General features: G+C 48.1%; 22 protein-coding genes. 15 read left to right on the top strand and 7 right to left on the bottom strand.

Annotated features, from left to right (window positions below):
• Window positions 1-10: 10 nt before the first annotated feature.
• Genes rimM through tsaB form a run of 4 tightly spaced genes read right to left on the bottom strand, consistent with a single transcriptional unit; the run spans window position 11 to window position 3245 of the window.
• Window positions 11-532 carry a ribosome maturation factor RimM gene (gene rimM / locus ACQRBJ_RS07260; protein ID WP_294699896.1) on the bottom strand — a complete coding sequence of 174 codons (522 nt, stop codon included), beginning with the start codon at window positions 530-532 and terminating at the stop codon, window positions 11-13.
• A 28-nt stretch (window positions 533-560) separates the two neighbouring features.
• A complete protein-coding gene (gene murA / locus ACQRBJ_RS07255) occupies window positions 561-1871 on the bottom strand; it encodes a UDP-N-acetylglucosamine 1-carboxyvinyltransferase (RefSeq protein ID WP_295347029.1) in 1311 nt (436 codons plus the stop codon).
• Window positions 1872-1896: 25 nt separating this feature from the next.
• Window positions 1897-2496, bottom strand: coding sequence for a DUF4290 domain-containing protein (locus ACQRBJ_RS07250; protein WP_294969230.1), 600 nt, complete (start codon window positions 2494-2496; stop codon window positions 1897-1899).
• Between the two features lie 56 nt (window positions 2497-2552).
• The gene (gene tsaB, locus ACQRBJ_RS07245; protein ID WP_153125618.1) at window positions 2553-3245 is read right to left on the bottom strand and encodes a tRNA (adenosine(37)-N6)-threonylcarbamoyltransferase complex dimerization subunit type 1 TsaB; all 693 of its coding nucleotides are present in this window, start codon (window positions 3243-3245) and stop codon (window positions 2553-2555) included.
• Between the two features lie 91 nt (window positions 3246-3336).
• Between tsaB and ACQRBJ_RS07240 the strand changes: the two genes are divergently transcribed.
• The 11 genes from ACQRBJ_RS07240 (at window position 3337) to ACQRBJ_RS07190 (ending at window position 14652) form a co-directional block, all read left to right on the top strand.
• On the top strand, window positions 3337-4215 hold the full coding sequence (locus ACQRBJ_RS07240; protein WP_217760504.1) for a YicC/YloC family endoribonuclease: 879 nt from the start codon (window positions 3337-3339) through the stop codon (window positions 4213-4215).
• 147 nt (window positions 4216-4362) lie between these two features.
• Window positions 4363-4938 carry a guanylate kinase gene (gene gmk, locus ACQRBJ_RS07235; protein WP_445303218.1) on the top strand — a complete coding sequence of 192 codons (576 nt, stop codon included), beginning with the start codon at window positions 4363-4365 and terminating at the stop codon, window positions 4936-4938.
• A 153-nt stretch (window positions 4939-5091) separates the two neighbouring features.
• Window positions 5092-5679, top strand: a complete 588-nt coding sequence (gene nadD / locus ACQRBJ_RS07230; RefSeq protein ID WP_445303217.1) for a nicotinate (nicotinamide) nucleotide adenylyltransferase — start codon at window positions 5092-5094, stop codon at window positions 5677-5679.
• A gap of 100 nt (window positions 5680-5779) precedes the next feature.
• Window positions 5780-7690, top strand: coding sequence for a sulfatase-like hydrolase/transferase (locus ACQRBJ_RS07225; RefSeq protein WP_445303216.1), 1911 nt, complete (start codon window positions 5780-5782; stop codon window positions 7688-7690).
• Complete coding sequence (locus tag ACQRBJ_RS07220) at window positions 7687-8832, top strand: acyltransferase family protein (RefSeq protein ID WP_445303215.1); 1146 nt, start codon at window positions 7687-7689, stop codon at window positions 8830-8832. Before ACQRBJ_RS07225 ends, ACQRBJ_RS07220 begins: the two co-directional genes overlap by 4 nt.
• Before the next feature lie 138 nt (window positions 8833-8970).
• On the top strand, window positions 8971-9975 hold the full coding sequence (locus ACQRBJ_RS07215) for an acyltransferase family protein (protein ID WP_217760507.1): 1005 nt from the start codon (window positions 8971-8973) through the stop codon (window positions 9973-9975).
• A 45-nt stretch (window positions 9976-10020) separates the two neighbouring features.
• Window positions 10021-10893: a decaprenyl-phosphate phosphoribosyltransferase gene (locus ACQRBJ_RS07210; RefSeq protein ID WP_445303224.1), complete on the top strand. Its 873-nt coding sequence runs from the start codon at window positions 10021-10023 to the stop codon at window positions 10891-10893.
• A gap of 25 nt (window positions 10894-10918) precedes the next feature.
• Complete coding sequence (locus tag ACQRBJ_RS07205; protein ID WP_445303214.1) at window positions 10919-11560, top strand: HAD family hydrolase; 642 nt, start codon at window positions 10919-10921, stop codon at window positions 11558-11560.
• A 102-nt stretch (window positions 11561-11662) separates the two neighbouring features.
• A complete protein-coding gene (locus ACQRBJ_RS07200; protein WP_445303213.1) occupies window positions 11663-12673 on the top strand; it encodes an acyltransferase family protein in 1011 nt (336 codons plus the stop codon).
• A 20-nt stretch (window positions 12674-12693) separates the two neighbouring features.
• Window positions 12694-13134, top strand: coding sequence for a GtrA family protein (locus ACQRBJ_RS07195; protein ID WP_153125635.1), 441 nt, complete (start codon window positions 12694-12696; stop codon window positions 13132-13134).
• Between the two features lie 30 nt (window positions 13135-13164).
• The gene (locus ACQRBJ_RS07190) at window positions 13165-14652 is read left to right on the top strand and encodes a DUF6080 domain-containing protein (protein WP_445303212.1); all 1488 of its coding nucleotides are present in this window, start codon (window positions 13165-13167) and stop codon (window positions 14650-14652) included.
• 87 nt (window positions 14653-14739) lie between these two features.
• Here the strand turns inward: ACQRBJ_RS07190 and ACQRBJ_RS07185 are convergent, their stop codons facing one another.
• Window positions 14740-15765: a hemolysin activation protein gene (locus ACQRBJ_RS07185; RefSeq protein ID WP_445303211.1), complete on the bottom strand. Its 1026-nt coding sequence runs from the start codon at window positions 15763-15765 to the stop codon at window positions 14740-14742.
• Window positions 15766-15947: 182 nt separating this feature from the next.
• On the opposite strand from ACQRBJ_RS07185, the gene ACQRBJ_RS07180 reads away from it, so the two are divergent.
• The 4 genes from ACQRBJ_RS07180 to ACQRBJ_RS07165 are packed head-to-tail and all read left to right on the top strand — an operon-like array spanning window position 15948 to window position 20126.
• Window positions 15948-17306, top strand: a complete 1359-nt coding sequence (locus ACQRBJ_RS07180; protein WP_294969196.1) for a DUF6080 domain-containing protein — start codon at window positions 15948-15950, stop codon at window positions 17304-17306.
• A gap of 52 nt (window positions 17307-17358) precedes the next feature.
• Entirely contained in the window at window positions 17359-18078 is a 720-nt protein-coding gene (locus tag ACQRBJ_RS07175) for an IspD/TarI family cytidylyltransferase (protein WP_118065759.1), read from the top strand.
• 16 nt (window positions 18079-18094) lie between these two features.
• Complete coding sequence (locus ACQRBJ_RS07170) at window positions 18095-19183, top strand: NAD-dependent epimerase/dehydratase family protein (protein WP_445303210.1); 1089 nt, start codon at window positions 18095-18097, stop codon at window positions 19181-19183.
• Between the two features lie 25 nt (window positions 19184-19208).
• Entirely contained in the window at window positions 19209-20126 is a 918-nt protein-coding gene (locus tag ACQRBJ_RS07165; RefSeq protein WP_445303209.1) for a hypothetical protein, read from the top strand.
• A 28-nt stretch (window positions 20127-20154) separates the two neighbouring features.
• On the opposite strand, the gene ACQRBJ_RS07160 is transcribed toward ACQRBJ_RS07165, so the two are convergent.
• Window positions 20155-20976 (bottom strand): LicD family protein, encoded by an 822-nt coding sequence (locus ACQRBJ_RS07160; RefSeq protein ID WP_445303208.1) that lies wholly within the window; start codon window positions 20974-20976, stop codon window positions 20155-20157.
• Window positions 20977-20982: 6 nt separating this feature from the next.
• Complete coding sequence (locus ACQRBJ_RS07155; RefSeq protein ID WP_294969184.1) at window positions 20983-22419, bottom strand: lipopolysaccharide biosynthesis protein; 1437 nt, start codon at window positions 22417-22419, stop codon at window positions 20983-20985.
• Window positions 22420-22796: the final 377 nt, after the last annotated feature.

The following is a 22796-nucleotide window of genomic DNA, read 5'->3' as shown; positions in this document are numbered from 1 at the left end:
ATTATATCATTTATAAGTCAAGCAATCCTTCCGGAATCGCCATTCTGATTTCCTTCTTTTCAGCATTCACCTCTTCGATGAGGTCGTTGCTGGCAGGGATGAGAATGTCATCACCTTCAGGAGTCGTCACTTCGAAAAGGAGGTTGAGGGTGGAATCATCAACACGATCCAGAGTACCTACCAACTTTCCGCTTACGGCATCTACCAGCTGAAAACCGATGATTTCTGCCCAGGTCATGTTCTCACCATCGCTATCTGAAAGGTGGCGTGGAAAGAAGACCTCGCGACCGGTATAGTTGCGAGCCTGCTCCTGGGTATCGATATCCTCAAATTTCACGAGTACATTCTCATCATTCTTGAAACGATACTCCTCTAAATAGAAAGGTACGAGGATGCCGTCGATGTCGAGCACCAGATACTCGGCATCCACACGGTCGAAAACATCATCGGTAATGGCAAAGGTTATCTCGCCCTTCACCCCATGAGGCTTTCCCAACTTACCTATCTTATATACTTCGTCACGTCTAATCATATTACTTGGAACTTTGAATTTTGAACACCTAGTCGCAGACACGGGTAATCTTGGCACCCAGCGCATTGAGGCGATGCTCGATATCCTCGTAACCACGGTCTATCTGAGCGATATTCTCGATACGGCTGGTACCGTTGGCACTCATGGCAGCAATCAGCAGGGCGATACCGGCACGGATATCCGGACTCGTCATCCTGCCAGCACGCAACTTGATTTTATGGTCATGACCTACCACCACGGCACGATGAGGATCGCAGAGGATAATCTGTGCACCCATATCTATCAGCTTATCTACGAAGAAGAGACGACTCTCGAACATCTTCTGATGGAAAAGCACACTGCCACGAGCCTGAGTAGCCACCACGAGGAGCACCGAAAGAAGGTCTGGCGTAAGTCCAGGCCATGGAGCATCGGCAAGCGTCATGATGGTACCGTCGATAAACGAATCTATCACATAATGCTTCTGCTCCGGAATGACAAGGTCATCGCCCTCTACCTTGATCTTCACACCGAGACGGCGGAAAGAATCAGGAATGATACCGAGATCCTTGACCGAAACGTCCTTGATGCGGATACCGGCACCACACATGACAGCCATTCCGATAAACGAACCCACCTCGATCATATCGGGCAGGATGCGATGGCTGGCACCATGCAGCTTCTTGACGCCCACGATGGTAATCAGATTGCTGGCAATGCCACTGATCTGTGCTCCCATCGCATTGAGCAGATGGCAGAGCTGTTGGATATAAGGTTCGCAAGCCGCATTGTAAATGGTGGTGGTTCCCTCAGCCAGGACGGAAGCCATGATGATATTGGCTGTACCCGTCACGGAAGCCTCATCAAGCAACATATAGCAGCCCTTGAGCTTCTTTGCCTGAATCTGATACACATTGCGCTCCTCGTCATGGACGAAGGTTGCACCCAGATACTTGAAACCCAGAAAATGGGTATCGAGACGGCGACGACCAATCTTATCGCCACCCGGCTTGGCAATGGTAGCCTTGCCGCATCTTCCGAGCAGCGGACCAAACATGAGCACACTGCCACGAAGGGAAGAACATTTCTTCACAAACTCCAGACTTTCGAGATAGTCCAGATTCAGTTCGTCACTCTGGAAGGTATAGTCGTGACGGTTATGCTGAGTAACCTTCACACCTATTTCCTTGAGCAACTTGATGAGGTTGTTCACATCCAATATGTCCGGCACATTATTAATGCGCACAGGCTCATCGGTAAGGATGGTGGTACAGATTACCTCCAGCGCCTCGTTCTTGGCGCCCTGGGGATAGATGGTACCCTGGAGCGGATGTCCGCCCTCTATAATGAAAGACTCCATAGAATTCTATTTAATAATGTGTTACTTATTTTCTCTTTTTACCGTTATTATTATTGTAAGGCACATCACGGATAGGAGCAAACTTAAAGGTGCCCAGATCCAGCTGTATCTTACCATGAGTATAGCGGGCAAGGTCAGAAGCCACCTTCTCCTCATCAGCCGAGCCATGACTCCACTGCATCAGGTCGCGACGCATCTGATTGGCTGTCAATTCTACAAGCGCATCACGCTCTGCTCCCGGCTCCATATGCTCGAGTTGTTCAAACACACCGAACATCATGGCTCCGTAATGGCGCACAGGAATGCGCTTCATCGGATAGTCCATTGGCTCTGGCTTCTTGGCAATCAGAGCAGCATGAGCTATATCGTAAGGATAGTCGATATCCAGCTGGAATCCGCTCATGATGGCAAGATGATCCCAGAACTTACGGTCTTTCTCTGCCTGCGTCATTCCCTCTGGGAACATACGTTTCATGATACTGATGATGGACTCAGCGCAACGCTGGCGCTCATTGCGGTCGGTGAGCGTCAGACAGTGATCCACCATCTTCTGGATTTCGCGGCCATATTCTGGCAGCACGAGTTTCTCCCGCTGTGTATTGTAATCTAATCCTTGTATATTCATATTCTTCTTCATCTAATTATTTTAATATAGTCAATGCGCTCATGGATGAGAGCCGCTTAAATTAATTTCTTCGGCATCTTGGCTACGAAGTCCTTGAGATAGAAAGGCACGAAATAGGCAACATCCTCAAACTTGCCTTCTACAAATCGCTTCTCAGCAAGCGGAGCCATGTTCTTTGCCAATGGTTCAATGCCCTCTACGAGGTGAGCGTTAGGATGATTGATGGTCTCCATACACTTGGCAGCACCATTGCCGAAGAAATACACATGATGCTGATCAAGGTATTCCTTGTAAGTATCAGCATCCACAATATCAGCCTGGATAGGGCGAACCACCTTCAAGGCGCGGTCGAGCACTTCGGCATATACCTCCATGCGACGGGCGTCGAGCATAGGTACGATGAGGGCGTCTTCATCTTCAGGATGTTCGCCTAGCAATACAGGCACAGCCATCAGTTCAAGGGTTGGAACTGCTATCAACTTCACGCCACGGCCATAGCAGATGCCCTTCGCCATACTCACGCCGATACGCAATCCGGTATAGGAACCTGGACCACAACTTACAGCCACAGCCTCTAATGGAAGACCATGAGAATCGAGGAAATCCAAAGCCTCATCAACATACACACCCAACTTAACTGCATGGTTAGGACCTGAGTGATCTTCCTTGTTGAAAATCACCTGTCCACTATCACTAATTGCCACTGAGCACACGTCCGTACTCGTCTCAATATTCAAAATACACGACATAATTTAAAAATATATTCTTAAATAAGTTGCAAATATACGCATTTTCTCGCTTTTTTTTGTACTTTTGCAGAAATTTAACGCGAAAGATTATATGATACAGTCAATGACAGGCTTCGGAAAAGCTACCGCGGCCTACAAAACAAAGAAGATTAATGTAGAGATAAAGTCATTAAACAGCAAGACGCTTGACCTCTCTACACGTATAGCTCCGCTCTACAGAGAGAAGGAGATGGAAATTCGTCAGTACATCGCTAAGTCATTGGAAAGAGGAAAGATAGACTTCTCTATCTGGATAGAGAAGGATGCTGCCACCGATGCTACACCTATCAACGGTGCGCTTGTACAGAATTATTACCAGCAGATCAAGAAAATATCGGAAGAAACCGGTATTCCTGAGCCAACTGACTGGTACAACTGTCTGTTGCGTCTTCCTGATGTAACAACGAAGACAGAAGTCGAAGAATTGACAGAAGAGGAATGGGAGGTTGCCAAAAATGCAATTTGCGAGGCTGTGACCCATCTTCAGGACTTCCGCAAGCAGGAAGGAGCCGCTCTTCAGAAGAAATTTACCGAGAAAGTGGATAACATCCAGGCTCTCCTGGCTAGCATCGAACCATACGAGAAGGCTCGCGTGGAGAAGATCAGACAGAACATCGTTACCGGCTTGCAGCAGATTCCGAATGTGGATTATGACAAGAACCGACTGGAGCAGGAGCTTATCTACTATATCGAGAAGCTCGACATCAGCGAGGAGAAGCAGCGTCTTGCCAACCACCTGAAGTATTTCCGTGAGACCATGAACGAGGAAGGTCATGGCGTAGGAAAGAAACTCGGTTTCATCGCACAGGAAATGGGACGTGAAATCAACACCACCGGCTCCAAGAGCAACCAGGCAGAAATGCAGAACATCGTAGTGAAGATGAAGGACGAGCTGGAGCAGATCAAGGAACAGGTGCTGAATGCTCTCTAAAGAGAAAAGCTCTCCCCCAAAAGAGCCCCCAAAAAGAGCTCCCAAAAAAGAAAAGCTCTCCCCAAAAAGAGCTCCCAAAAAAGAGCCCCCGTTCCAGGCGATTCCATCGCCTGGCAAAAGAATGGCATATAAAAAGAAAAAGGAACAATGAAGAACGGATTATTAATTTTCAGTGCCCCATCGGGCAGTGGTAAGAGCACCATCGTCAACTGGTTGATGAAAGAACACCCAGAGTTGAAGTTGGCTTTCTCCATCAGTTGTACCTCTCGTGCTCCTCGTGGCACAGAGCAGAATGGTGTTGAATATTTCTTCCTCTCTCCTGAGGAGTTTAAGGCTAAGATAGAAGCTGATGAATTCCTGGAATACGAGGAGGTTTACCAGGACAGATTCTATGGCACCTTGAAGTCGCAGGTGGAAAACCAGCTTGCCAAGGGCGAGTCGGTAATCTTCGACGTTGACGTTAAAGGCGGTGTGAACATCAAGAATTTCTATGGCGACCGTGCCCTGAGCATCTTCGTACAGCCACCTTCGGTTGAGGAATTGCGCCGCCGCCTGGTGGGTCGTAATACTGATGCCCCAGAGGTTATCGAACAGCGCCTTGCCAAATCCAGCTATGAGCTGACCTTCGCTCCTCAGTTCGACCACGTCGTTGTCAACGATGACCTGGAGAAGGCTCAGCAAGAAGTTTATCAGCTCGTAAAAGCCTTTTTAGACGCAGAATAGCTAAAGCATAAGCAAAGAATAGCTAAAGCATAAGCAAAGAATAGCTAAAGTAAAGCCCGCTATCAGAAAGCAAAGCCCCCGTTCCAGGCGATTCCATCGCCTGTCCAAAAGGCAAATACAGCTCGCTTTGCTAATCATAAAGTTCAAAGTTCTATGTTCAAAGTTCAAAGTAAGAAAGTAGGAATCTTTGGCGGTAGCTTCAACCCCATCCATACCGGCCATATCGCATTGGCGAAAAGCCTATGCGAGAAGGCGGGGCTGGATGAGGTGTGGTTTATGGTATCGCCTATGAACCCCTTTAAAAAGACGGCAACCGACTTGCTCGATGACCATCTGCGACTGGAAATGGTAGAGAAGGCACTGGAGAAGGAGCCTCTGCTCAAGACATGCGACTACGAGTTTCGCCTGCCCAAGCCATCCTATACCTGGCACACGCTTCAAGCCATCAGCCAGGAATTCACAGACATCGAGTTTACGCTGCTGATAGGTGAGGACAACTGGGCTGCCTTCGACAAGTGGTATCATCACGAAGATATCCTTGCCCACTACCCCATCGTTGTCTATCCCCGTCAGGGAAGCAGCGTGGGCGAAGTGCCTGAAGGCGTAACAATAGTAGCAACTCCATTGCTCAACATCAGCAGTACCGAGATACGGCAGCGCATCAAAGAAGGAAAGAGTATCAAGGGAATGGTACCGGAGAGCATCGAAGAACTGGTAAAAAGAAACTATAACGCCCGATAAAAAAATAACATCCGGGTGTTTGGAAACTTCTGCCTTTTAAAAGCATATAACGTTTGCTTCAAAAAACTGTTTACAACATTTTAAACAACAATAGAAAGATATGAGTTGGAAAGAAATCATCAAGAAGTGTCTTAGTGTGGCATCTGCTCCTATTCGCAGAAATGCCAACTTCTTCGTGTTCATGTACTTACTGGGCACGATCAGTTCACTGGTGACCATACCGAAATATGGCTCATTGTACGACAATCTGTTTCTGGAACTCTTTGTCGACCTCTACCTCCTGTGTGCCATTCTTGCTATCTTCCCCAAGAAGGTACGCTTCTGTCTACGTATCGTGCTATACATTATATTATATAGCACCGCAGCCGCAGACACCTATTGCTTCGTGAATTTCGGTTCCACACTCAATCCTTCCATGCTGATGCTGGTGGGTGAAACCAACAGTGCAGAGGCGAGCAACTTCCTCTCAGCACTCATCTCTGCCGAAGTTCTCTTCAGCAGCGTAGGCTGGATCCTGCTCCTGGCTCTGATTCAGATACTCATCGCCATCTTCCGCAAGCCACTCATCAAGCTCTATGTCTTCCTCATCACCATACTCGAATTGGCTTCGCTCAAGAAACGGTTGATGGTCATTCCTCGTATGACCGCAGCCATGCCGGCAAGTTTCGGAATCCTCTGTATCGCTGTTTTCATCACTGGCTTGTGCACTTCATGGCACAACAAGACGGCTTTCCACAAGCTGATGTCGGGCAAAACCATCGGAGAGGTGGAGCACACCCTGACAGAGAAAGACCATGCCGTGCTCTATCTGCCTATCTACCGACTCGACTTCAGTATCTATGCCAACCAGCTGGCAGCGCATCAGATAACCCAGCTTATCCGTGCCGCACATACCGTAAAGGTGGACAGCTGCAGCTATCGCTCACCTAATATCGTGCTCATCATCGGCGAAAGCTACGGCAGACATCACTCGCAGCAATACGGCTATTTCATGGAGACGACTCCTAGACAGACAGCCCTGGAAAAGAGCCGGAAACTCACCAAATTCACCGATGTAGTAACCTGCTGGAACCTGACCAGCTTCGTATTCAAGAACATGCTCTCCACCCATGTGATAGGCGAGAAAGGAGAATGGTGCGACTATCCGCTCTTCCCGGAAGTGTTCAGAAAGGCTGGCTACAACGTTACCTTCATCACAAACGAATTCCTGCCGCAGGCTAAAGAAGCCGTCTATGACTTCAGCGGTGGCTTCTTCCTGAACAATCCGGAACTGAGCAAGCTGCAGTTTGACCATCGCAATACCCAGTTGCACGATCTTGACGACGGATTGCTGAAAGACTATGACGACAGTCTGAAGACATTCCAAAAGGAGCACAACCTCACCATCTTCCACCTGATGGGACAGCACGTGAACTACAAGCTGCGCTACCGCAAGGAACAAGCCAAGTTCTGGGCAAGCAGCTACGAGGAAAAGCGACCAGAGCTGACCACGGCACAGCGCAAGATGCTGAGCCATTACGACAATGCTACCCTCTACAACGACTCTATCGTGGCGCAGATCGTGAAACGATTCCAGAAGGAGGATGCCGTTGTCATCTATGTACCAGACCATGGCGAGGAATGCTATGAGGAGGACCGCGGCTTTATCTGCCGTAACCATTCAGCCAACATCGACTGGCCGCTGGCCCACTACGAATTCGAAATTCCTTTCTGGATATACTGTTCACCGAAGTATATCAGGAACCACCGCGACATCTACCGTCAGATACGCAAGGCAAAGGACAAGCGATTCATGACCGATGCCCTGCCTCACCTATTATTATATCTGGCTGGCATCGAGACGCCTACCTACAAGGAGGAATATAATATCCTGAGTCCGAAATACAACGAGATGCGACCACGTATCCTCAAGAATTCAGCCGACTACGACCAGCTGCGCGACGAGCATCTGGAAAAGGTAGAAAAGGAAAAAAGTAAAAAGGAAAAAAGCAAGAAAGGAGATAAGAAATGAAACAGTCGATATTAACAAGAGAAGCCTGCAATGCACTGAGAGGACTTGCCATCATCGGCATCTTCCTGCACAATTACTGTCATTGGCTAGGTCCTATCGTCAAGGAGAACGAATATCAGTATATCCAGCACAACGTAGACTGGCTGGCTCAGGTTATCGTCAATCCCGACTTTAACCTGCCTATCCACCTGCTCTCGTTCTTCGGTCATTACGGAGTGCCGGTATTCCTCTTCCTGAGTGCCTACGGACTGGTGATGAAATATGAGGCAAAACCCCACCTCTCAGCAGAACAGGAAGCACAGATATATCATATCTCTGGTGAGAAATCGGCTTGGCGCATCAACTGGCGCGAGCCGCTGCGCTTCGTGCGCTATCATTATCTGAAACTCTTCAAGATGATGATAACCGGTTTTGCAGCATTCACCATGCTCGACCTCATCACGCCGGGCTCTCATCACTATGCAGCGCTCGACATTGTGGCAATGCTGGGCATGTTCAACAATGTATTGCCAAACCCAGACAACATCATCTGGCCGGGACCATACTGGTTCTTCGGACTGATGCTGCAGCTCTACATCTTATACCGCCTCTTCATCTATCGCCGTCACTGGGGATGGACGGTGGCGCTGATGGCAATCTGCATCGGCATTCAGCTAGCCTTGGGATTCGACAATCCGGAGAGTGAAGCGATGAACCGCTACCGCTACAACTTCATGGGAGGCATGCTGCCATTCGGACTCGGCATCCTCTATGCACGTTATGGCGAGAAGATATTGATGACCTTCCATTCACCAGTCACCAATTTCTTTGGCATCATCTTCAGCATCTCGCTCATCTACAGTCTGAGCGGAAGCATGCTGGGCTGGACCTTCGTTCCCTTCTTCATCTGTCTGCTGAGCGTACTGCTTGCTGAACTCCTGCAGGACATCAACTGGCTGAAGGGCACTTACAAGGTATTGGCATGGATGGGCAGCATCTCAGGTGCCCTCTTCGTCATTCATCCGGTAGCCCGCAAAATCTTCATCCCTATCAGTCGCCGTGGCGACATCTATGCCGGTCTGCTGCTCTACATCATAGCCAGCGTTTGTCTGGCATGGCTGTTTACCCAACTGATGAAGAAGATTCCAAATCCAAAGTATTGAGAGTGAAGAACGAAGAGTGAAGAGTGAAGAATTCAATAGCTATTGAAACTCACCCTTCGTTTTTCACCTCCATAACAAAAAACAAACAAGAAGACAAGAGAATTCTTCACTCTTCGTTCTTCACTCTTCACTTAGCTTATGAAGATAAAAGATATAGAACTGGCAAATATCAGCCGATTTCGTGGCGAACTGATGGGAGCAGCCATGCTGTTCATCATCCTGTTCCATGTAGCACTACCTAGAGAGGATGCCTTTTTCGGGCTTCGCAGAATGGGTAATGTGGGAGTAGATATGTTCTTATTCCTCAGCGGAATAGGACTGTGGTTCTCGTGGACGAAGAATCCTTCTGCCAAGCATTTCTTCATCCGCCGCTATCTGCGCATCTACCCAACCTGGCTCATCATCGCCTGCCTCTTCTATATCCCAGGCTTCCAGGGAGGCAGTGCATGGAACTGGATCAATCTCTTGGGCGAGATAACCATCAACTGGGGGTTCTGGCTGCATGATGAGCTCAACTTCTGGTACATCCCAGCCACGATGATGCTCTATCTCTTTGCCCCTGCCTATATGGAACTCATCAAGCGCCACCCTATTTACCGGTGGTTGCCGGTGGTGATGATCATGTGGTGCATCCTGGTACAATATGTCACCCCGATACATCAGGCTGTGGGACATCTGGAGATATTCTGGAGCCGCGTGCCTATCTTCTTCATCGGCATCAATATGGGTGAGATGGTAAGACAGAAGCAGACACTCGACGGAGCCTCGATATGGATGATATGGCTGATGTTCCTGATGACGCTGCTGGCGAGTATCTTTCTGGAGCAGGAGAAACATGGCATGTTCCCGCTCTTCCTGGAGCGAATGCTCTATATCCCGCTCACCATCACGAGTATCCTGCTGCTCAACCGCATCTTCCGCCGTACGCCCCACTGGTTCAACCGCGGTTTCATGCTGGTAGGAGCACTGAGCCTGGAATGTTACCTCATCCACATCCACTTCGTACTCAAATATATAGAACCTTATCATCTGGGCTATTGGCCAACCTTCCTTGCCTGCATAGCAATCACCCTGCCTGCAGCATGGATATTGAGCAAGATAGCAGGATGGATTTCTAATGAATTAGCTAAGATTATCAAGTAAAAAGGAGTTTTTATGAACGAGAATAAAATGAAAGACAGCAAAGGAATGGCTGCCTTAATGCGACTGATTCGCCCAAAACAATGGATCAAGAACGGATTCATCTTCGTACCGCTGTTCTTTGGCGGTGCCCTGTTCCATATCGATGCTTTGCTGGCTGGACTGATTACCTTCTTCGCCTACAGCTTTGCTGCATCGAGCATCTACTGCTTCAACGACATCTTTGATGTAGAGGCCGACCGCCGTCACCCCGTGAAGTGCCACCGCCCGATTGCATCAGGAGCGGTAAGCATCAGGCAGGCATACGGTCTGATGTTTCTCATGCTGGCACTCTCCATGGGTACATGCTGTCTGCTGGAATCATGGGAAATCATGGGCATCATCGCCTTCTATTGGCTCTTAAACCTCTGCTACTGCGCCAAGCTCAAGCAGTATGCCATCATCGATGTCTGTATCGTAGCCTTCGGTTTCGTACTCCGCCTGCTGGCAGGTGGTGTGGCTACCCATATCATGCTGAGTAAGTGGATTGTGCTGATGACCTTCCTCATCACCCTCTTCATGAGTTTTGCCAAGCGCCGCGACGATGTATTGCGCATGGAAAAGACGGGCGAGGCTCCCCGCAAGAACACCAGCCGCTATAACCTCACCTTCATCAACCAGGCAATTACCATTACCGCCTCGGTTACCCTGGTATGCTACATCATGTATACGGTGAGTCCTGAGGTTATCGAGAATTTCCATACTGATTATCTCTATCTTACCAGTGTATTCGTATTGGTGGGTTTGCTGAGATACATCCAGATAGCAGTGGTAGACCAGAAGAGCGGCGACCCTACGAAGATTATCCTGCGCGACAGGATTACCCAGTTTATCGTCCTTGCCTGGCTGCTCTCCTTCCTCATCCTTATCTATATCGTATAAGATTAATCCAAAAGAAGAACAAGAAATGAAGAAGAAAATATTCTGTTTCGATTTCGACGGAACACTGACAACAAGCGATACCTTGCTGGAATTCATCAAGTATGCCAAGGGAACCAGCCGTTTCCTGATGGTTTTTCTGATGTACAGTCCGCTCCTGGTGCTGATGAAACTGCATCTCTTTCCCAACTGGAAGGCGAAGCAACTCATCTTTGCTCACCTCTTTGCCGGCATGCGCATCGAGAAGTTTAATGCGCTCTGCTGTGGCTTCGCTGAAGAAAGCCAGCATCTGCTTCGTCCTAAGGGCATCACCCTGGTACATGAAGCATTGGCGGCTGGGGCAAAGGTCTTCATCGTAAGTGCCAGCATCGACAACTGGGTGCGCCCCTTCTTTGAGATTCGGAATCTGAAAGGCGTTCAGGTGCTTGGTACACAGATAGAAGTTGTGGAAGGCAAACTGACGGGCCGCTTCAAGAGCAACAACTGTTATGGAGCAGAAAAAGTATGCCGAATCACGGAAGCCCTTTCTGCATCACAAACAGCAGATACCGGTGACAAGACATTTCTCGACCGTTCTCTCTATGAGATAGAAGCCTTCGGCGACAGCCGTGGCGATAAGGAGATGCTTGCCTTCGCAGACCAGGGGCACTACAAGCCTTTCAGAGAATAAACCATCCAGTGAATAAACCTTTCAGAGAATAATCACTCCCGGAAGAAGTCTTCCTGAAAGATAAGTCACAGATATAGAAACATATAAATCAGAAGGAACCAGATGAAAAGAAATACCGATCTCGATTTCATTCGAGCCATCCTCATTATCCTCATGATATTGATTCATATCGTGAGTTTCGGCAACGCATATCCCCAGCTCAAGGCAGGCATCCTGTCATTCATGATGCCTACCTTCCTCATCATCACGGGCTATCTCGTGAACATCGAGAAGACCGGCAGGCAGATGGGAAACTATCTGAAATGCCTCGCCCTGCCTTATGTCATCATGGTGACAGGATTCTCAGTCCTCTCCTATTATATGCCGGTGAGAGATGGCATCACAGAGCTCTCCCTCTCCCAGATATGCGAGAAAATCTTCGTCACTTCCATCGGTCCCTATTGGTTTATCCAGACCATGATTATCTGCGGAACGCTCTATTATTTCTGCTTCCGTGGAAGGAATTGGAATGATTTACGCAAGAATTATACGAAAAGAGATACCTATGCCAGCCTTTTCGTCTTCGCACTTACGCTGCTCCTGATATCAGAAACTCCAGCCCTATCGGCAAGTGCAGCAGCCTATTATTTCATCGGCGTGGTCATCCGACAGAGCAAGACGGAGTGGAACAAGCTGTTCCGCCACGAGTCCTTCGCCATCATCCTGTGGATTTATCTGCTCAACCACGATGACTGGTACGACTGGGGCAACCTGGCCATCGTTTTCTCCTGCTGGTGCTGCATCAGCACCCTGCTGTTCCTGCAACACCTGCTCGATGCTCCCGAACGCTTCAAGGATTTCAGTCCAATGATAGAAAAAGCGGCAAAGGTGACCAACAGAATCAAGAACACCTTATTATATATAGGTCGCAACACGCTGCCTATCTACCTCTTCCACCCCATCTTTACGATGGCTGCGAAGTTCTACCATCCCCTCTTTGCCTGGGATCCGAGCGAGATTTCGTTTGCTCTCTTCACCGTGATACTCGCCATCCTGGGAAGTATCGCCATTGCCAGAATCATGGAAAAGACCAAACTGGCTTACCTCTTCGGAAAGGGAAAGATATTAAGATAATTCAATAAAAGAATAGAACCATGAATATCAAGAAAAAAATAAACGATATGGATGATGCCAAGCGGGAAAAGCTGGGCGAAGTAGTGCGCTTTGGCATTGTGGGCGGACTAGCCACCATACTGCAATACGTCATCTACCTTGCCATGATGCCAGCCCTGGCTCATTTCATTCCGCAGATAGGCGACCATACCCTGGCAACTACCGCCAATACCATCGCCTACCTGGTGAGTTTCATCTTCAACTTCATCGCCAGCACGCGCTATACCTTCAAGGTGAAAGCGAATGCCAAGCGGGGAGCAGGATTCACCTTGTCGCACATCGTCAACTATTCGATGCAGACCCTCTGCCTGAATGTCTTCGTAGGGCTGGGACTCGCCAAACAATGGGCAATGATTCCTACGCTCTGCATCTGCATCCCAGTCAACTTCCTCCTGGTGAGGTTCTTTCTTAAAAAGAAATAGAAATAAAAGATTTATCATAGCAAAACCAATATGAAAAAAGTTTTCGATATATTCAAGATTAGAAAAGAAGAAAGATGGCTGGCACTCGTCATTTTCCTGATGCTTGCCGTCCTCAACAGCTTCGTTATTGCCCGATACGCTGGGGCTTTCACACAGATAACCGATGATTACTACAAGAATTTCATCCGCCACTTCTGCGTATCAGGCTTCGACCCGCTGACTTACTGGGTATTGAGCGACTGGAGTGCGGCATATAATGTATACCGCCATCCATTGCTGGCAGCCTATATGTACGTTCCCTATCTGCTGAATATGGGACTGATGAAGCTGACAGGCTACAACTGTGCCCTCTTCATCGCCATCGCCATTCAGATATTCTGCGGCTTCTATGCCATGATATTCCTCTATCGTATCTTCCGTGAAGTCGTAGAATTGGGACAGAAAGTTTCCCGGATGCTCACCCTGCTCTTCTTTTCCTTCGGATTCGTCATGGTCACCACCATCGTTCCCGACCACTTTGTCATCTCGATGATGCTGCTGATTCTGGCACTTTATATCTCCGGCAAGAGAATGAAGAGTCATCATCAGTTCAAGATCTGGCAGAGCATCCTCTACTTCCTGCTCACCGCAGGAACCTCGCTCAACAACGGTTTGAAGATTTTCCTCTCTTCCTTCTTCGTTAACGGCAAGGCGTTCTTCCGGCCTAAGCACCTTCTGCTGGCAGTCGTCTTACCGGCAGGACTGCTCTGGGGATTCTGTCAATGGGAATACCGCACACTGGTATGGCCTCAGGAAATGGCGAAGAAAGAGGCGAAAGCCAAGAAGATGGCGGCAAGAAAGGAAAAACAGCAACGTGCAGCCAAACTGAAGCAGCTGAAGGATTCGCTCGTTCAGGATTCCATCCAGCGAGGACTCAAGATTATCACGCCTGAGGAAATCGCACAGAAAGCCAAGAACGACAGCATACAGAAGGCAAAACAGCTGGCAAAGGAAGAGGCTAAGAAGAAAAAAGGACCAAAGCAGGGAGCACCGATGAAGAAGGTGGGATTTCTGAGCTGGACCGATGTCACTACCTCCAGAAGCCAGGCGCTCATCGAAAACTTCTTCGGTGAAAGCATCCAGTTGCACGAAGATTATCTGCTGGAAGATGAATTGAGAAACAACTGTGCCCGTCCGATGTTTGTACCTTATCGCCATTGGTGGAACTATGCAGCAGAAGCCATCCTGCTATTGCTGTTTGCCGGAGGTATCTGGGCTGGCAGAAAGCACAGGTTCCAGTGGCTTGCCCTGTCCTATTTTGCACTCGACCTGTTTCTGCACATCGGATTGGGATTCGGACTGAACGAAGTATATATCATGACGGCACATTGGATCTATGTCTTGCCAATAGCCATGGCATATCTCTGCAAGTCAGCCCAAGGCAGATTCCGCAAGGGCATCATCACCACCATCGGCATCCTGACCGTCTATCTCATTCTATACAACGGATCATTGATATTCAGATATTTCTGTCTGTAAACAAGAAACGCCCTGTAAAGGCAAAAGCGTTAAAACTAAACGTTAATGATGCTTTTGCTCTTACAGGGCGTTTTTTTATACTTTCATTTAAACATGCTTTTCCGTTCCCATCCATTTTCCCAACCGTTTCCGGATGGCTTTCAGGATGATGGAGAAATTGCCGTATCGCAGATTCAGGAAGAGTTCTTCCAGCGAACGGCCTATCTTAATCCACGGATGGCCCCAGCAATTAATTTTGTAGAGACGTTCCTTATACTCAACATCTTCCAGGATATAACGGGGATGCTTGAGCGGGAACTCCAATTCATGGCGCTTCATCATGAAAATCCTGCGATAAGCCTTCGGCGTGGTCTTCATGCTACCCGAAAAATGGGTAGACTCATCTGACAAGCCAAGATTATTAATCAGATTCTTTGCCGGCATAATCGCCATACCCGAACTCAGCAGCATGGCAGACCAGAACAGACTTTCAAAATACTGCTTGCCTGAGGCGCGATGGTCCTGCATCATCCGGATAAGATCAGAACGCAGCTTCCTGCTCTTGGCAAACGACTTCAGTTCCCGCATGGTATAAGCATCATCCAGGAAAGCATACTGCTCATCGCGCTTATCGAAAACACGACGCCACGAAGCCCAACCCCAGATGGCAAATACCGAAGTAAAGAAATAACTGTTGGGACAATAAGCGGTTATCTCGTCCTCATTGAATCCTGCAATCATGGAGATACGCTCATCGTGCTCATACCGGTCGAGCATTTCCTTGCAGAAAGGAAAAAACGACAGAGACGGTACACAGTCATCTTCCAGGACGATGCACTTGTCAACCATCGAGAAAGCCCATTTCTGCGAGAGATGTCCCGAAGGGTCACATCCCTGGTTCTTGGTCTGATAAGAACGATGCACCTCACATTCCCAGTCGATATTCTCATCCGACGCAATCTGGCGGCACGCCTCAATACCCGGCACATCCCGCTCTCCCCTAGCTCCATCCTGATAGAGGAACAGCTTGGCAGGACGAGCCTTCCTTACCTCGTCGAAAACTTTCTGGAAATGATCCGGGCGATTGAAGAACAGCATCAATACAGCCACATCTATCTTAGCAGGTTGTTTCATATATATTACTTGTTTACAAAATTAGCCAACTCTAGAAACTATATTCTCTGCAAAGATAACGCAAAAAGGAGACAATGCCAAATAAAACTGCCCCAAAAACTAGCCAAGATGCAATATTTCCCATTTTTTCTTCCTACAATCAATTTTTTACACTAACTTTGCAGGCAAATAAGAAAAGAAGAATGAAGAATATTTTTAAAATCAAGAAAGAAGAAAGGATACCGGCCCTCGTGGCTTTACTGGTATTCGTACTGCTCAACGGGTTGTTCTTCTACAAATACGGCAACCTTTTCCTCAGAGCGCACCACGTCAGCTTCTGGCAGTTGTTCGCCAAGACCTTCCATGTATCCGGCTTTGATGCATGGTCGTACATCTTTATGTCGAATGGCAAACTCTATTTCGAGATTCCGCGCCATCCGCTCTTTGCTGTCATCCTTTATCCCTTCTATCTCATCAACAAGGAACTGATATCTTCGGGCGATACCAACTATGCGATGATATTCATGGCTATCCTGCTCATTGCAAGCGCCTTCTATTCCTTCATCTTCGTATATCGCATCTTCCGGGAAATCATAGAACTGAAGAAGAAAGACTGCATTCTTTTCTCCACCATGCTCTATTCCTTCGGTATGGTGATGGTTTCCATGCTGGTACCCGACCACTTCTGCTGGTCGCTCCTCATGCTGACCATGACGCTGTATCTGGCAGGCATGGCGATGAAGGAAAGACGCCAACTGTCTGCCTGGACCATCGGCATCCTCAGTTTCCTGACCGGAGGAGTCACCCTCAGCAACATTGCCAAGACCTATCTGGCAGCCTGGTTTACCAACGGCAGGAAGGTCTTCGCCCCTAAGAATCTCGTGGCTATGATTCTGCCAGCCATCCTGCTGGTAACTACTGCCTATCTTATCTATACAGAGGTAAGGGAACCTCAGTTTCATGTAGATAAGCAGATTGAGGTAAAGACACATGCCAAGGATCCGGAACAGCAGCGAAAGGATTCCATCCATCATGCATGGGTTCTGGCTCATACAGGAGAACCGATGAAGAAGGAAGGATTCTGGAAATGGACCGATACGTCAACTTCCAGGACAGATGCCCTGATTCACAACATGATGGGAGAATCCATCCAGCTCCACGACTCTTATCTCCTGGACGATATGTGCGTAAACCGACCTACCATCGTGAAGTATAACTACACATTCAATTATGTCATCGAAGCCATCATCTCGCTGCTGTTCCTCATCAGCATCGTGGTTGGCATCCGACATAAGTTCTTCCTCATGGTACTGAGTTGGCTGGGATTAGACATCGTCATCCACTTCGTGATGGGATTCGGACTAAACGAGATGTATATCATGGCTTGCCACTGGATATTCATCATTCCTATTGCCATCGCCTATCTGATGAAGTCACTCACACCGGGCAAACAGATTATCCTGAGATATTTCTGCTGGTTGCTCACCCTGTATCTCTGGGCATGGAATGGCTACTGGCTGATCACTTACATGTCAGACCAGGCAACCCAGATCATGAAATAAGCGGCTCTAAAAAGCCACATTCTTTATAATAACTCTCTAAAAAAGGAATCTTATGAACATAGCAGTCATCTTTGCAGGAGGCTCAGGCCTCAGAATGCACACCAAGTCAAGACCTAAGCAGTTCCTGGAACTGAACGGCAAACCTATCATCATCTATACTTTGGAATTGTTTGACAATCATCCGGAGATAGACGGAATCGTCGTAGCCTGCATCGAATCATGGATTCCTTTCCTGGAGAAGATGATACGCAAGTTCGAAATCAGCAAGGTAGTGAAGATTGTTCCTGGCGGCAACAGCGGACAGGACTCCATCTATCACGGACTCTGTGCTGCCGAGGAGTTTGCCGGCGGCAAGGATGCCAACGTGCTCATTCATGACGGCGTACGCCCACTCATCACCGAGGAAACCATTACAGACAATATCCGAAAGGTGGAAGAATGCGGCTCCTGCATCACCTGTATACCTGCCACAGAGACTTTCATCGTAAAACAGGAAGACAACTCGCTGGAAATTCCGGAACGAGACAATTCTCTGATTGCCAGAGCACCACAGAGTTTCCGACTGAAAGATATCCTCTCTTCACACCGCAAGGCGATTGAAGAAGGCAGGCACAACTTTATTGATTCCTGTACGATGATGAGCCATTACGGCTATAAACTCGGTACCATCATCGGTCCGATGGAGAACATTAAGATTACAACGCCAACCGATTTCTTCGTGTTCCGTGCCATGGTAACAGTACACGAGAACCAGCAGATTTTCGGTTTCTGATAAAGATAGAGAAGAAATGAAACATAACGAAATAGAACTGGAAGACTGGAAAGACTTTGCCAAAAGCTTTCCGCTTTACGAACAACTGAGAAACAAGACCATCGGCATTACGGGAGCTACGGGCTTGCTGGGCTCCTGCATGGTTCATTGCCTGGAAGAACTCGACAGACAGCACGGACTGAACCTGACCATCGTCTGCTTCGTAAGAAACGAGGAAAAGGCACAGCAGGTACTGGGTCATCCTCAGGAAGAAGCCCATTCAGGAGAAGCTCTGGGCAAGAGCATCGTGATTCTGAAGCATGATTTCAGCAAGGCAGAGGAGATGCCGCAGGAGATTCACATCGATTATCTGGTGCATTTTGCCAGTCCTACGGCTTCACAATACTTTGTCAGCAAACCGGTAGAAACCATGATGACCGATTTCGACGGCACGGCCCAGCTCCTGCGTTTCGCCCTCCGCCAGAACACCGCCTCTATCGTCAATGTTTCATCCCTGGAGGTATATGGAAGCATCTATGATGATTCCCATCCGCTCAGCGAGGAAGAGCAGGGATACATCCATCTTTCAGATACCCGCAGCAGCTATCCCGTAGCCAAGAGAGCAGCCGAATGTCTATGCCATGCCTATGCCCGCGAATATGGGGTGCACGTCAAGACAGCCCGCCTCGCCCAGACCTTCGGAGCAGGCGTTACGGCAGATGACAACCGCGTCTTCGCACAGTTTGCCCGCAACATCATTGCCGGAGAAGACATCGTTCTCCATACCACCGGTGAACTGAGCCGCTGCTATTGCTATACGATTGATGCTATCGAGGCGATCCTTTTCATCCTGCTGAAGGGTGAAGACGGTGAGGCCTACAATGTTGCCAACGAATCAACCTACATTTCCATCATCGATATGGCGAAGTTCCTCTGCAAGACTTTCAATCCCGATATACAGCCGGTCATCCAGCTGAAGGAAGGCATGGGCTATTCTCCGATGACCCGGCTCCGTCTGTCCTGCAGCAAGGTGCATCAACTCGGCTGGACGCCAAGATACGACATGGAAACCATGTTCCTGCGTCTCATCAATTCCCTGAAAGCATCAGCAGCAGCTTCTCATTAAAACATCAAAAGCATCCATCAGAATCATGACATCCATTCTAAAGAGAATATACAAGAGTACATTGGGAATATACGAACGCAAAGACCTGTCGTCCTGGAGCCATACTCCTGCCTGTTCTACTCCCATCTACGGCATCTACCATATCTTCTGCGACGCCAACTGGAAAGAAATGGTAAGGGAACAGATGCATCATCTTGCCGACAGCGGACTGCTCGAGGCAAGCAACCGCCTCTATATCAGCTGCATCGCCAGAAACGACGAAGACATCATGGAATTGGAAGATATCCTGGGACAATACTCTAAAGATAAGATAGAATTTGTTTCCAAGACCACCAATCCGCAGCGATTCGAGTTTCCGGCACTCGACTATATGTATGAGAAATCGCAGCACGAAGACTTCCTCTTCTACTATTTCCATACCAAGGGAATCACCTATCAGACTACCCTGCATCAGGAAGACAGGGAATTCAGGGGGTTCGTGGATAAGATTGTGGCATGGAGAAGAATGATGGAATATTTCCTGATGAACCAGTGGAAAGTGGCTGTCAACACCCTGGAAGCGGGATATGATACCTACGGAAGCTATCTCTTCCCCCCTTTCAAGAACAAGATGTATGCCGGCAACTTCTGGTGGGCAAAGGCTTCTTATTTCAGAACGCTCCCTGCCCTAGACGAAGATACCAAGCTGCACAACCGTTTCATGGCTGAGGAATGGCTGCTGAGTCTGCCGGGAGTAAAGGCTTTCTCGGCTTTCGATACGGTGGCAGACCTGTATTTTGTCAGGATTCCGCCAACCATCTATGAGGTGGGCAGACATTCCCTTTGGGATTCCCTCAAATACTGCACCATCTATACCTATAGAAAATATCAGCGCAAATGGTTCGGTTACAGCTATAAGCAGCACTGCCAACAAAAATTCCAGCAACTCAAGCAATCGCTTTAGTTGCTGGAATTTTCCATTTATAACTGGTTCATAATTTGAACTCCAACTTGCCGACATGCAGATTAACCTTGTCCAGATCCGGCAACTGCATATAGTTGCCATATTGATCTGTCAGCACCTTGTCGTAGTTTCCCGGTACAGGCAGCTGATGCCCCTCAAACTCCAGGGTGGTCAGCGGGAAGATGTCTTCCAGATGGCGCTCTACGACAAAAGGCACGCCGAAAGCATCCAGATAGGCGCCACCGGTCAGTTTGGCGATGCCTCTCATCACCGGATAAATCAGCCGTTCATTCAGATGCACCCAGCGCATCACCTTGCCGATAATCACCTCATTCTTCAGATCCTTCCGCTTCAATATCTTGTAGGTGTGCCCGATGGCCTGCATCGACAGCCGCTGCAGCCATTTGGGATGCTTGTCGATAGGAAAGATATCTATATAGATGCCACGCTCCTTGAAAATCCTGTCATAGCCATTGTTCTCATCCAGCACAGAACGGCGGTCTCTCAGCTTGGCATACTGGAAGAAATAGTTTTCGTCCGTCTGCCTGCATTGCAGCGCCATCGTTTCATCCAGTTCGCGTGGCAGAATCTCAATCATCTTCAGATAATCCTCCCGAAGCATCTGCACATCCATATCATCATCCCAGGGAATAAAACCCTGATGGCGGGCTGCACCAATCAGTGTGCCGCCTATCAGCCAGTAACGGATGTGATGGCGCTTGCAGATGGCATCAAAAGCCAGCAGCAGCTCTACCATCCTTTGCTGATGCCTCCACAGCTGGGAACCTTCGGGATTGAACCGGGCTCTCAACTCCTCATTACTATATTGTCTTGTCTGATTTTCCATCATATTCATCTATTTTTTCTTTAATACAAAACGGATACACTCATCCAATATGGCAACCCGAGCCACTTTCATGACCACGAAATATAATACGGCTGCCATCACAACCCTAGCCAGAAGCAGACATGCCAGATTGGTAATGCTCATCGTTGCCAGATAGGTGAGGATCATCACGCCCAGAGCCGCCAGCAGGAACGGACAGGTATCTTTCAGAAAGTCCAGCGGACGGTAACTGATATAGCGGTAAGCCAGCGCATACCATACAAACATCCAGCCGATGGTCAATGCCACATAGACCGATACCATCAGATGGATGCCATAAGGCCAGAGAAACAGCATCAGCACGATCTGGGTAACGCTCAGCGATACCGTACACCAGAAATAGGCACCGGATTTTCCCTTGCTGATCACCACATTGGAAAACAGCGTATAGAGTGGCATCACAGAACCGCCCACGCACAACATACGCAGCAGTTCTGCACTCGACTGCCATTTCTCGGTCAGCGTGATGATGATGAACTCATTGGAAACGAGTCCCAGTCCGAACAGCAGAGGGAAAGAAAGGAAGCAGATAAACCTGACCATCTTTCTGAAAGCCATCAGCTGGCGCTCCCTGTCGTCAGAGAGATTCACCAAGGTAGGCTGAATCACCGGATTCAGCATTCCCTGCAGCAGGAGATAACACTTCGAGTTCCACTGATAAGCCTGGTTGTAGCTACCCGTAATGGCATTGGTATAGAAACGGCCCAGCAGGATATTCATCACATTGTCGTTGATTTTGGTGGCGATGGTTGTGGCTGCTATCTTGAAACTGAACGGAAACATTGTCTTCACGGGCGTGAAATCTATCTTCAGCGAAGGTCGCCAGGTGGAATAATGCCATACCAGCAGGGTATTTAACCCCACATAAACCACTCCCTGGGCAGCCAATGACCAATAGGCAAAGCCATTCCATGCCATCAGAACGCCCACGCTACTCGACAGCAGCACTGCCGTGATACTCGCCTTTGCCTGCTGCTTCACCATCATATTCTTGAAGAGAAATGCCGCCTGAGCCGTACCCAGGCTGGAAAAGAGAATGTTGATGAAAGCCAGTCTGCACAATGCAACCAGCCGTTCATCATGATAGAAATCGGCTATGAAAGGGGCACAGAAGAAAAGAATGGCATAAAGAGAACCACCCACAAGGATGTTAAACCAGAATACGGAGTTGTAATCATTGGCTGTAGGATTCTTCAGATTGCCGATGGCTGAAGCGAATCCACTGTTCTGAAGAGCAATCGCTATGAGCGGGAACACATTGATCATCGCCATCATTCCATAGTCTTCCTTCGACAACAGTCTGCCCAGGATGATGCCGAATACCAGTCCGATAACCTGCATCGCCCCATTGTTCATGGCTCCCCAGAAGAGCCCCTTCGCTGTTTTTTCCTTTAATGTTTCTGCCATTGATTTCTTAAATTTGCTGCAAAGATACAATAAAAACTGCAAACAGGCATGCATTTTCATAAAAAAAGAAAGCGCTAGTCATCACGACTGGCGCTTTCTTTCTTAAAATATGTAATCAAGTAATTTCTCACCTGATATATTTTAAATACCTGTTGAACCATAAATAAACCGAATTATACGGCTAAAATACCAAATTAAATATCAATTCTAGATAACACTAAACTTAAATTTCTTATGAAAAAATATCTTGAGTGTAAATGACATGTTTACGTGCCACCACACTGATCTGTCTTTATTTCGATTGCAAAGATAGTGGATTTTTGAATACGCAGGGTATAATAATTGTTTTTTAGGGTGTAAATTCTATTTTTATAGTG

The sequence above is a fragment of the Prevotella sp. SGI.167 genome, from assembly GCF_050313615.1.
GTDB lineage: Bacteria > Bacteroidota > Bacteroidia > Bacteroidales > Bacteroidaceae > Prevotella.
The sequence above is the reverse complement of the archived record's forward strand: the minus strand, read 5'-3'. Positions and strand labels throughout refer to the sequence as shown.